The 11,634-nt window shown below is 51.8% G+C and carries 10 protein-coding genes and 1 tRNA gene; 7 read left to right on the forward strand and 4 right to left on the reverse strand.

What is annotated here, in order from left to right; translation table 11 throughout:
• Positions 1–25 precede the first annotated feature (25 nt).
• Positions 26–739, reverse strand: a complete 714-nt coding sequence (locus C7964_RS09595) for a response regulator transcription factor (RefSeq protein WP_110279405.1) — start codon at positions 737–739, stop codon at positions 26–28.
• Positions 740–1,097: 358 nt separating this feature from the next.
• On the reverse strand, positions 1,098–1,691 hold the full coding sequence (locus C7964_RS09600) for an HNH endonuclease (protein ID WP_286163867.1): 594 nt from the start codon (positions 1,689–1,691) through the stop codon (positions 1,098–1,100).
• Between the two features lie 1,009 nt (positions 1,692–2,700).
• Between C7964_RS09600 and C7964_RS09610 the strand changes: the two genes are divergently transcribed.
• The 6 genes from C7964_RS09610 to C7964_RS20330 all read left to right on the forward strand — a co-directional run bounded on the left by C7964_RS09610 (position 2,701) and on the right by C7964_RS20330 (position 7,875).
• Positions 2,701–3,879 carry a tyrosine-type recombinase/integrase gene (locus C7964_RS09610; RefSeq protein ID WP_110279406.1) on the forward strand — a complete coding sequence of 393 codons (1,179 nt, stop codon included), beginning with the start codon at positions 2,701–2,703 and terminating at the stop codon, positions 3,877–3,879.
• The gene (locus tag C7964_RS09615) at positions 3,860–4,678 is read left to right on the forward strand and encodes a BTB/POZ domain-containing protein (protein ID WP_110279407.1); all 819 of its coding nucleotides are present in this window, start codon (positions 3,860–3,862) and stop codon (positions 4,676–4,678) included. The genes C7964_RS09610 and C7964_RS09615 overlap by 20 nt, the downstream gene beginning before the upstream one ends.
• A 112-nt stretch (positions 4,679–4,790) precedes the next feature.
• A complete protein-coding gene (locus C7964_RS20325; protein ID WP_110279408.1) occupies positions 4,791–5,000 on the forward strand; it encodes a helix-turn-helix transcriptional regulator in 210 nt (69 codons plus the stop codon).
• Entirely contained in the window at positions 4,997–5,308 is a 312-nt protein-coding gene (locus C7964_RS09625; RefSeq protein WP_286163870.1) for a hypothetical protein, read from the forward strand. The genes C7964_RS20325 and C7964_RS09625 overlap by 4 nt, the downstream gene beginning before the upstream one ends.
• Positions 5,305–7,374 carry an AICE element replication initiation protein gene (locus C7964_RS20220; RefSeq protein ID WP_110279409.1) on the forward strand — a complete coding sequence of 690 codons (2,070 nt, stop codon included), beginning with the start codon at positions 5,305–5,307 and terminating at the stop codon, positions 7,372–7,374. The genes C7964_RS09625 and C7964_RS20220 overlap by 4 nt, the downstream gene beginning before the upstream one ends.
• 201 nt (positions 7,375–7,575) lie before the next feature.
• Positions 7,576–7,875: an excalibur calcium-binding domain-containing protein gene (locus tag C7964_RS20330; RefSeq protein WP_110279410.1), complete on the forward strand. Its 300-nt coding sequence runs from the start codon at positions 7,576–7,578 to the stop codon at positions 7,873–7,875.
• Between the two features lie 885 nt (positions 7,876–8,760).
• Here the strand turns inward: C7964_RS20330 and C7964_RS09645 are convergent.
• Positions 8,761–10,281: a tyrosine-type recombinase/integrase gene (locus C7964_RS09645; protein WP_110279411.1), complete on the reverse strand. Its 1,521-nt coding sequence runs from the start codon at positions 10,279–10,281 to the stop codon at positions 8,761–8,763.
• Positions 10,282–10,950: 669 nt separating this feature from the next.
• Between C7964_RS09645 and C7964_RS09650 the strand changes: the two genes are divergently transcribed.
• Positions 10,951–11,271: a hypothetical protein gene (locus C7964_RS09650; RefSeq protein ID WP_110279412.1), complete on the forward strand. Its 321-nt coding sequence runs from the start codon at positions 10,951–10,953 to the stop codon at positions 11,269–11,271.
• Between the two features lie 270 nt (positions 11,272–11,541).
• Here C7964_RS09650 and C7964_RS09655 read toward each other — a convergent pair.
• Positions 11,542–11,618 (reverse strand) — tRNA-Met (locus C7964_RS09655).
• Positions 11,619–11,634 lie beyond the last annotated feature (16 nt).

Below are 11,634 nucleotides of genomic sequence, written 5' to 3' on the forward strand. Positions count from 1 at the left end.
CAAATTAGTCAAGAACTCGTAAACTCTAGGCATCCGTAAGGATATAGCCGCGTCCGTGCACAGTCCGAATTTTGCGCGGGCCATCCCCGTTACTATAGAGTTTGGACCGTAATCTGCTGATCAGGCCATCGACCTGCCGGTCGGCAAGGCCTTTGCCCATGCCAGAAGAGACATAGATTTCCTGACGCGACAGGACCTTGCCCTGATTTTCTGCCAAAATCCAGAGAACATCAAATTCGCGCGTCGTGAGTTCAACTTGATTGCCTTCGCTATCGCACAGCTCTCTTCCTGCCCGTGCCAGAGTGAAACCATGAAACGCGAGTGTCGTATTTGCTGTAGGGATCGCAGAGTTATTGCTACCGCTTGTGTCGTTTTCGTATCGCCGCAAGATGGCACGGAACCGTGCGATCAGTTCGCGATGTGAAAACGGTTTCTCCAGATAATCGTCAGCGACCATTTCCAGCCCAACAATCCTGTCAATATCATCCGCCTGACCGCTCATCATGACAATCGGTGTTGCCGAGGCAGCACGTATTTCGCGCGCCAGGTCAAGACCGCTTCCGTCCGGGAGCCTCAGATCAATGAGTACGATATCAAAGGCTTGCCCTTCCAGTGCATTCAACGCTGCTTTGCGGTTAGGTGCCATGACAACATCAAACTGCGCAAGAGAAAGCGCTTCTCCCAGCATTGATGCGATATCCGGTTCGTCTTCAACAATTAGAACTGTTTCTAGGGCCATCAAAAGTTCCGTGGACTGTATACTGCATTCGTGTTCGCGCGATACATGCGCCCTTCGACATTAACAAACACACATAATCCATGGATGTCGCCTCTAGTGCAGTTAAGCAACACCTATATCTCTTTTTGCTCATACATATAAAATGGTGTGTCACTTTTGCTCAGCCATCCGGTGAAATGCATGATAGTCGGTGATCAGGCGACGTTTTCTGCTCACTTCGAGGTCTAAAGCGCGGCACTTCTACAATACGCAATGAAAACTGAAGCGTTTGAGCATAGAGTGTTCGGCTACTTTTCCTCGGCTTGAAAGGGACCAGTATGGCACGAAAGTATCAACGTTTGCGGATTCGGAAAAACCACTAATGCTTGAAGCAAGTCTCTCTGTGCCAAGTCAGAAACTCGGGCCTGGGCCGGTTTACTGGACGTACAGGAAAACAGAGCTTACCTGACCTATTTGGAAGTCCCGTGACGCCATCCAGGTCATTGCTTTGCCGAGAAACGAGTATGGTCTGATCTTCAGCCACCCCCACAAGACCGCGATCAAACATCCAGTGAGCAGTTCCGCATAATGCGAGCCCGTTGCTCACGATATCGGGACCGTTATGCTCTGCAGGCCTGATATGTGCAGCCTCCGCCTCGGCCCGTCCACCACCATTGATCAGGCGGAGCCCCGTAATCACACAGCGTTCACCGTATGCACGGAGCACATTTTTTCTGAAGTTGCGATCGCGGACAATGCGGCTGGTCAACTGATTAACACGATCACGAGCTGATAGATGCTCGAACGGCGCTTGCGTATGCTGAAACCCGCCAGACTGCTTGGCTTGATCAACCCGGGGCAGAATATCCTGATCTTCTCCGAGACCACGTTCGACAATACGGGCAAAGTCCATCGGAGAAAGCAGCCGCACAGCTGCTTGGGCACGGCCAGATGTTCTTCTATCGTCTTTCAATAGGTCTTGCTCAACGACATCGTCAGCATCGCGAAAAGGGACCGGATCACCGAAGTCGAGTTAGGTTCTGGGCTCGATGATGGCCAAGTGCATGTCGACATTTCTTGGATCGGTTATGATGATCTCTTGTACTTTCGCTGCAGCGAAGTATCCCTTGGTATTCCTGACCTTGCTGGGTTCAAGGTAAACGATCCAGTAACCTTCACACTGCTGTGCGCGCGACAGGTACTGCTTCGGAAACTGAGACCGTTCCGAAGGGACGTCATCTTAGATTGAATCTGTGCGGTGGATAAAAACGCCAAATGCCATGCCGTTGAGGATGCCCGGAAAGTCGTGGGCAGCCAAGCGGCAAAAATGCGGAAGAGCACAGAGCATGTCCTTTGGACAAACGCAGTAAACACTAAGCGGCAACATGGCATCTGGCACCGTGAATGACAGAGCGCGGTGATACGCGTCCATCAACAATATATTTGATGCTACGGGCTATGCTCGCTTTTGCGCGGTATCAACGCACGGGTGACCGCCACATCTAATAGGTCGCATCGTTTACACCATGTTTGCGACACAGATCAGCAGCCGTCGCGCCTGACTGATGCTCTTTGAATATCCCGATCATCTGCACTTCCCTTCATAGTCTCACTCCTCAGTTGGAGAACAGACTGACCAGAAACACAGGACTTTTCAGGGGAGCAACTCGACGGCAGCAACCTCTTCCCAGTTGTTTCGCCATTTCTTTTATTGCGGTTTTGCCAACACAAAAGCCCCGCGCAATGCCGGTTTAAGTGTATGATATTATTTGGAAGATTTGGTTGCGGGAGTAGGATTTGAACCTACGACCTTCAGGTTATGAGTCTAACAGGCTAGTGTTTGCCCATGTTTGCTGTAAGTATTTTATAGTATATATATCAATATATTAGTTAGAATATGACTTTGCTCTGCAACTCTCTGGATTGTCCATTTTTGCGCTTCAGTGTAGCACCAGTGTAGCACCGCGCACCGGGAGAGATGAATGGCCAGCTTTGAGATCAACTTCACCAAGGCGGCGCTGACAGCGGCGGGTGCAGCCGCAAAGGGCAAACGGGACTACTATTACGACGAACGGGAAAAAGGCCTCGTGCTGGCAGTGACGCCAGCGGGTGGCAAGTCCTTCTATCTTTACAAAAGGATCGACGGACGTCCTGAGCGGCTCTTGCTGGGCAAATTCCCTGATCTAACGGTTGAGAATGCCCGCAAGCTGGCCGCCAGCGCCAAGGGTGAGATCGCGATGGGGGAAAACCCGCAAAAGGCCAAGCGGTCAATCCGCGACGAGATGACCTTTGGCGCGCTCTTTACGGAATATCTCGAAAAGCATTCCAAGGTGCATAAGAGGTCTTGGGCCTATGACGAGCGCGAAGTGAACAAGTTCCTCAAGCATTGGTTCAAGCGCAAAATTTCCAGCATCGAAAAGGCGGATGTGGAGCGACTTCATGCCAAGGTTGGCAAAGACAACGGCCTTTATCAGGCCAACCGCCTTTTGGAGCGCATACGGTCGATCTTTAACAAGGCGACCGATTGGGGTTGGGGTGGCGTGAACCCCGCAGCGGGGATCAAGAAGTTCCGTGAAAAGAGCCGTGATCGGTTCTTGCAGCCTGAGGAACTGCCCCGCTTCTTTGAGGCGCTGGCAAACGAGCCTAATGAGGCAGCACGGGATTTCTTTATGATTTCTCTGCTGGCAGGCGCGCGCAAATCCAACACTCTTGCCATGCGCTGGGATGAAATCGACTTCCACCGTGCAACATGGCGGATTGCCCTCACTAAGAATGATGATCCGCAGATTGTGCATCTATCGCCACAAGCCATGGAAATCTTGAAAGAGCGCAAACTACATTCTCTGAGCCCGTGGGTGTTTCCCGGTGGCGGGGCCTCGGGTCACTTAGCAGACCCAAAGAAGGCTTGGATGCGGATATTGAAAGAGGCTGGCATTGCCGATCTGCGCATTCATGACTTGCGCCGCACTTTAGGAAGCTGGCAGGCCGCGACCGGGGCAAACAGCTACATCATCGGCAAGTCTTTGGGCCATCGCAGCCAGCAATCCACTGCCGTTTATGCACGGCTAAACCTTGATCCGGTGCGGGACTCGGTGAACAAGGCCACGGACGCAATGTTTGGATATGCAAGGACGACCGCTGATGAGCCCACGGCAGACTAGAACGCTCGCCCCTTGGAAAAAACTTCTGACCAGCGGCAACATCTTCGGCGACTTATGCGATATATACGATGCCGACTTCTTCGATGAATTTGCATCTCACTTTGATCGGAACCCCAAGGTGTTCGATCTATTTAAAGGTGTCCACGAGACGGGCCAAGCCTACGTGATGGGAAAGTGGGCGCAAAAGGCAACAAACAGCAATCTGCTGAAGTTCTCTGGTGTTCATCTGATCGGCGCGGGGCTTTCTGCCCGCCGCCTTTCTTACGAACTATCCCAAGTCAACAAGTCGGCCAAAGTTTCCAAAGCCGTCCAATCCGAGGTGCAAAAGGCGCTTGCTGCATCGGATACCCGTCCCTTTGGAAAGAGAACCTATCTTTCAATCCAATTCCACAACGGACCCAAATCGCAGCTGACTGCAATCCATGAGCTGGCATCGGCCTTGGAGGAAGCAATTGGGACAATCATCCCACTTCCATACGAAGACGAGGAAGAAAAAGATGTCAGGCGACAGGCTTTTGAGTTCGTCAATCAGGCGAATAATGCACCCAAGAAGCCACTTCATAGAAATCATGCGATGCTAGAGGCCGCACGGGCTTTCCGACCGCTATGGGAGGAATGCTCAACGCTGCCATACAGGCGAGGCCGCTACAAACACGAGATTGGCGGCTACGACTGCAAACCGGCTGATGCTCTGTTTGCCATCATTGCCAAACTTGACCCGACAGTGGCCCAAAGTTTGCCCGGGACAGCCATCGAAAATATCCATGCACAACTTCAGGCGGAAATGCGTAGCGATTAGAGCATCACTTTCTCTACGTTACGCACAATGGTTGCTGACTACAGCAATAGATGATTGCCCTGCTTATCTGCGACTTTGCCTTCATCGACGTTTATTGATGAAAGAGGCTTAAATGAGCAGCAACTTACCAAAACCTACGACCCTCCTGACCCCACAAGACGTGGCAACTAGAATTGGGGTCTCAATCACTACGCTTGCCACGTGGCGTTGCACCAAACGCTACCCGCTGACCTACGTCAAAATCGGACGATTGGTGCGCTACCGCCTGTCGGATGTTGAAGCCTTTGAGGCCGCTCGGTCGCATGAGGTGTCTGGGCTATGAGCATGCATTCCGTACCGCGCAGCGTCTTCTTCCACTCCGTAAATCTGGCCTGCCGTGCCCGCCTTCCCAGCCTGTTGTCGGCTTGGCTACCTGACGGGCGCAAACAAGGGCAGGAATGGGTCGCATTGAACCCGACGCGCGCAGACCGTCACGCGGGCTCGTTCAAGATTAATATGATCACAGGGCAATGGGCTGACTTTGCCACGGGCGACAAGGGGGGCGATCCTGTCAGCCTTTATGCCTACCTCAATGGGATGCGCCAAGGCGATGCCGCCCGCGCTCTCAGCCAAGAATGGGGGCTCAAATGAACCTCGCTGAAATCAAGGCGCTGCGCCATTCCAAAGCGGGCACACCAACGGCGCAATATCCCTATCACAACGCACAAGGCGAGGTTGTCCTCATTGCCAATCGCTTCGATCGTGCTTTTGGAAAGAAGTCTTTTCTGCCCTACTCAGTTACGACCCAGAGCTGGACAGCACCTGACAGCCGTCCACTCTATCGCTTGCCAGAGTTGCTGGCTGCAAAACCCGATAGTCTGGTGATCATCACGGAAGGTGAGAAATGTGCCGACGCCTTGGCAAGCCTTGGCTACATCACGACAACCACCTTCGGTGGCGCGAATGCGGCGCACAAAACTGATCTTTCCCCCGTGCAAGGTCATCGTGTGATCATCTGGCCTGACAATGATGACGCGGGGCGCAAGTACGCAGACCAGATCGCCGCTACATTAAACACGGGGTTTTCTGCATCCGTGCAAATTCTAAAAGTTGACGATTTCCCCGTGCAAATCATGGAATTTTACAAACGGAGTAAAGCTGATCAAAAATTGGCAAATATGCAAGAAAACCCCGTGCAAATCGGCAAAGGATGGGATGCTGCAGACGCCATTTCCAACGGTTGGGGCGTTGCCGAGATTGATGCACTGATTGCCAGCGCCCTGAACATCGATGAAAACCCCGTGCATTCGGGCAAACCAGAACCAATCAGAAATCACGCCGATATCGATGTTTGGAAAACCCCAGAGGGTGAAGCCTACGCCACGCTCCGCTTGGACGGTCATTTTGAACACTGGCCGATTGCCTCTGCGACATTCAAAAAGTTCCTGTCGTACCAGCACTATCAAGCGACCGAAAAGATGTTGCCGCAATCGGCGCTGGATGATCAGCGACGGACCTATGAGGGCCAAGCTCTATTTGGAGGCGAAGAATACCCCGTGTTCAATCGGATCGGAGCACTTGGGCGAACGCTCTATCTTGACCTTGGAGACACTGACTGGAAAGCCGTGGCCATCAATGCGGAAGGCTGGCAGGTCATAGATCACCCCCCTGCCCGGTTTACACGTGCAAAGTCTATGCAAGCCTTGCCTCTGCCTGCCAGCCACGGCGGTGACATCAACCTGCTACGTCCATTCCTGAACACGGGGAATGAGGCAGACTTTCAAATGCTGGTAGCTTGGCTGATCGGTTGCTTCCACCCCAAAGGGCCTTATCCAATCTTGATCCTCAACGGTGAACAAGGCAGCGCCAAAAGCACAACGGCACGTGTCCTGCGTAACCTCATCGATCCTGCTAACCCGATTGCCCGCAGCGCGCCCAACTCAGAGCAGGATTTGGTCATCGCAGCCAAGCACAATCACGTGCTGGCCTTCGACAACCTCTCCACTATCAAACCAATGATGGCGGATGCGTTCTGTCGGATCGCCACCGGGGGCGGGTTTGGGACGCGCAAACTGCACACCGATGCGGATGAAATGCTATTTAGTGCAACGCGGCCTTGCCTTCTGAACGGCATTCCCGATCTCGCAGGCCGTCCTGACTTGGCTGATCGGGCGATTGTGGTCAGCCTGCCCGTCATTCCACCAACGGAGCGGGCTTTTGAAGGGGAGTTCAACAAAGCCTTGGACGCTGCCATGCCGCGCATTCTGGCAGGTCTGTTAGACGCTGTATCGGCCGCACTTGGCAACCTGAGCTCTGTGCGACTCTCAGAGCGGCCTAGGATGGCCGACTTCGCCAAATGGGTATCTGCTGCAGAACCTGCGCTCAGATGGCCTGAGGGGGCGTTTTTGGCGGCCTACGCAGCGAACCGTGACAATGGGGACAGGGCCACCGTCGAAGGCAACCCGGTGGGACTGTCTATCCTGAAGCTGGTGCAGGACGAGGTGCGCTGGTCTGGGACCATGACGGAGCTGAAAACCACGCTCCGCAATCGGTATCCCTTGCTGACAGATGACGCCTACACATTCCCTCGTCAGGAAAACAAACTTTCCGCCGCAATACGCCGGATCACGCCGCCGCTGCGGCGGATGGGCGTAGAGATCAGCTTTGCCCGCCAAGGCCAGTCTGGTGAGCGTATTCTCAGAATAGAAAGGGCGTGATTGATCGTCAGTATCGTCAGCAAGCGCACGACTGACGATACTGACGATAGAATTATTGGCTCAGTAACTAAGACCGACACAGTTTGCATTGGAAAAGCCTGGTACAATCTAAACTTGCTGTTGCCACATTTGAGACACACATAGCGTGTATCAAGGATCAAGCTCGTTTAACAAACTTCATTCATAAATAGGTTTTCAACAATGCGATATATTGTTGTTCTAAGTCTTACTTTTTTGACTTCACAATTAGCCCCAAACTTTGCATTGGCTCACTCTGGCGGCCTGAATGCACAGGGATGTCACGCTGGCTCGCAACCTTACCATTGTCATCGTAGTCAGGCTGCCCCTCGCCCAGCACCATCAAGGACCTCTGGTGATAGAGATTGCAGCGACTTTCGTACATGGCGGGAAGCACAGGCTTTCTATGAAAACGCAGGGCGCGGTGATCCACATCGACTTGATGCCGACAACGATGGTATTGCGTGCGAGAGCCTAAGGTAGTCGCCAAACCAATCTCCAAAAAAGGAAATCAGATGAGGAATTGCTCAATTCGGCTGACTTTCTGGGTATTGACGTGTTTCATCACAAGTTCGCTCGCTGCATTTGCTGATACTCCTGTAATTGTGGCGGGCCAATCATTTCTCTGCACCCCAACTCATGTATGGGACGGCGATGGTCCAATATGGTGCAGCGAGGGCCCGCGCGTTAGGCTGTCTGGCATCGCAGCAAGGGAAATGGATGGCCGCTGTTCGCCGGGTCACCCCTGCCCTGATACGAGCGCTGACGTGGCAAGGGGCACTTTAGTTGCGCTGTTAGGCAGCCCAACTGGTGTTAGCAGGCATGGGCATATTCTCGTTAGCGGACCAACAATGCGTTGCGTCTCTGACGGGTCGGCTGGAGGAACACGAACTGCGGCATGGTGTGTCTCACCTGTCAACGGCGATATCAATTGCGCGATGGTTCAAAGCGGAACTGCGCTCCAATGGGATCGGTATTGGCGCAATCACCAGTGTTAGTATACTTCCAAATTTTCAATATTGCTCAGTTTTTTGGTCATTAGCGGCCCAAAGCTGACCTCGGTTCAATCGGTTTATTCGGCGATGCAGTCCATAGACCTGAAATCAAGTCTTCTCATTCGGAGGCCCTTGAATGCCTTCCAACTGCTCAAGAGCGTCCCTAGCACTATCGGTGAGGCCATAGCGCTCCACATATTCAATGAGTGCGGCCTCCAAGCGCCTGATCTTTTCTAAGTCATAGGTCGGTTCTAGCATAATGATATTACTCTTTCTTGGCATCGTTGATCACCCAAAACGGTTAAGAAAGTATTAATTGGCCAGAAGATTAATTGAGGAATTGTATCAAAAAGCGCTGTTTTAGATCACGCATTCAGTTCAGCTTCGATGGATCGCTTCCGGAGATCAATTTATCCACATCACTGAAGTATTCAGCGATCTCTTTGACGGGATTGGCAAAAGCTTGCCGTGGCTGGACGTTGTCTGGAGCTGTCTGTGCATACTCCCGCCAGTTTTCAGTCTGGACACTGCTCCAAAGCTGATTGAGTTCGTTTCGTCGTAGTGTTGCATCTTGGACTTCCCGAATGCTCAAAGGTGAGAATTTCGTCCTGATCTGATCTTCCCGATACTGTTCGGCGAGGTGGCCATAAGTGTTGCTGACGGTAATGCTGCTCGCGTGTCCGAGTTGTTTGGCCACTATGTCTAAGGGCACGCCTGCTCGGACAAGATCGCTAGCATAGGTATGACGCAGTCCATGAAACACGAACGCACGCGGTAGTCCGGCTTTCGCAACCGCTCTACGAAACAGTTGCGTGTGCTGCTTGCGCCAAGGTTTGCCCATGTCCGAAGTCAGAACAAAGTCCTGCGCAGATTTGCCTTCGCACTGCGCCATGAAGAAGGCCATTCCCTCATCCGGCAGAAACACAAAGCGGGCAGGTGAACGTTTGAAAGCATCAACGCGGATGCCAAAACCTTGCTTGCCTACATCCCCCACGATGAGGTTGCCCAACTCTCCTACACGGCAACCACTGTAGAGAGCCGCAAGCACAAGCTTCTTAAGCGCTGGGGTGCATTCCTCAAGAAGCTGTGTGCATTCCTTCCGGTCCAGAAAAATCGTTCTTGGCGAGTGATTGATTGGAATTCGCTTAAGACATCGCCAAGGTCTTTCGGAGTCAATGGCTGCGTTATCCCATGCATGTTTGAATGCCATCTTTAGGATGGTCACGAGCGAGTTAAAGGTCCGCTTGCGACGTCGTAACTCATCGCTGGATAACTCCTCTATGCCGACGCGCGGTAGACGTTCCCGAAACCCATATTTGGGAGGTGTTTCCAGAACTTGTTGCGCAAGTTCTCTGAGATGCCGTGCATTGAACTCCTCTAGAGGCAACAACGCGAAGTTTGGGACCAGATGATAATTGATAAGGACCAGGTTGTTGTAGTGGCCACCTTCTGAACGGGCGATCCGCGTCCATTCGCAATAGTCCTTCAAAGCATGCCCTACGGTGTAAACTTCACCAATCGGGCAAATGTTGACGTCTTTGATCCGACCAATCGCGCGAGGTGACGTTGCCATCGCTTTGATCTCACGCGTTTCAAACCATTCAAACGCTCTGGTCAAAGCGGTGCGATAGTTGATGGATCCGCTCCCAAGTTCCAAAGCCGAGCCTAAGCACTTTTGCCGATACAATTTATCCTTCGTAAGTATTCTTGCAGTCCAATTGCAGATTGACGCGTCAGGTTTGTGAATTCCGATGTGCCGACCTTGATAGAGTGAATGCCAATAGGCGGTAGATCGGACGTTCAGCTCTTCAATCTGCCTGTAAGTCTGAAAGGCACATGGATTGTCGAGTTCTTCTGACTTCAGGCATCGCGTCGCTTTCCGGGAAAATGACATGTCGTTTTTCTCTAGTGTGACCCCTGCAATCTAAACATGTATTCAAACGCAAGAGAACACCAAAAAGCAGAACTCCGTTGCCGGTGCCCAAGACTGGACCACATCCAGCCTGTCTACGCGTAAGATCATTGAATTGATCCTATAGCCAATAGTTCATGTGACGGTCGGCAGGGATTAGATCGAGATAGAACCTACCGACCCAAAACGACTCACTGTCGCCAAGGTATGCTTTGTGCTGCAATCCGTCTCCGACAACTATGTCATTACAGTGCCAAAAGCTCACAATGCGGCACGAAGCAGGCACGGTTCTGTCTGAACCGCCACAGTTACCCTAGGTCACTGACCTTTAGGATAGGTGTATTTTTGGCGGTCGCACAACTAAAAGAATACTCAGTGCTAGATTAGCGAATGCAGCCTGTTGTGGCGAATAATGGAGTTAAGTAAATGTTTGAATTAGTTCTGATAATGCTGCTGAGCGTTGTTGTGGTAATAGGATCGCCGTCGCAACGCTCTGCAGACACCAAGAAATCTTTTGGTGCGGTTTCTCAACGTTCTGAAGCCTAATGAACGCGCTACTTTGTCAGTCTTAAGTATCGACTTTTTACCTTCTATTGCCGAAATAAGATTGGCCACACGCGAAAAGTGTTTTATCCTAACACGCATAACTTGATGATTGTTTATCTTATGCGTTCTCTTTCCGAGGGTTTCCTTTTTCAAATATCGCAAGTCGTCTCGATGTTTGTTGGATGCGTGTTTCTTACCATCGGACTGTGCGGATCATTCCGGATTCTCATACGACCAATTGCAGAGATTTCGTTCCTTATCGAACCTATGGGCATGGGCTACTATCATGATCAGCTCTATTGGAACGCGATGATCTTCGTCGGTGTCTGGCTGGTTTTGTTCCTGTGGGTAAGACTGGCTGCAATTGCAGCTATTGTCCTCATTGTTTTTAAATGGGCAATCATGCGTGGTGTAGTTCCGTTCTAGAAGTGCACTCCATACATCTCTTGTAAGATGCCGTTGGGTGGTAGAACTGCAGAAAGCCGAAATCACATGAGAGTTCCGAAGTGAGTAAGCTGCGAGTGTGCAGAAGCAGCCAAGGTCTGCTTTCCGCCCTTCGTGCGAGCTTAGGAGCGTAGCCGACTGACTGCTCGTCAATCGCCGCAAACGTAGCACCGCTGTAGCACCGCGCATTTCGCCAACGCAAAAAGCCACCCGAAGGTGGCGTTTAACATATTGATTTTGTTTGTTTACATTTGGTTGCGGGAGTAGGATTTGAACCTACGACCTTCAGGTTATGAGCCTGACGAGCTACCGGGCTGCTCCATCCCGCGCTACCGTGTTGCAGTT

It is taken from the genome of Loktanella sp. PT4BL (genome assembly GCF_003201935.1).
Lineage (GTDB): Bacteria > Pseudomonadota > Alphaproteobacteria > Rhodobacterales > Rhodobacteraceae > Yoonia.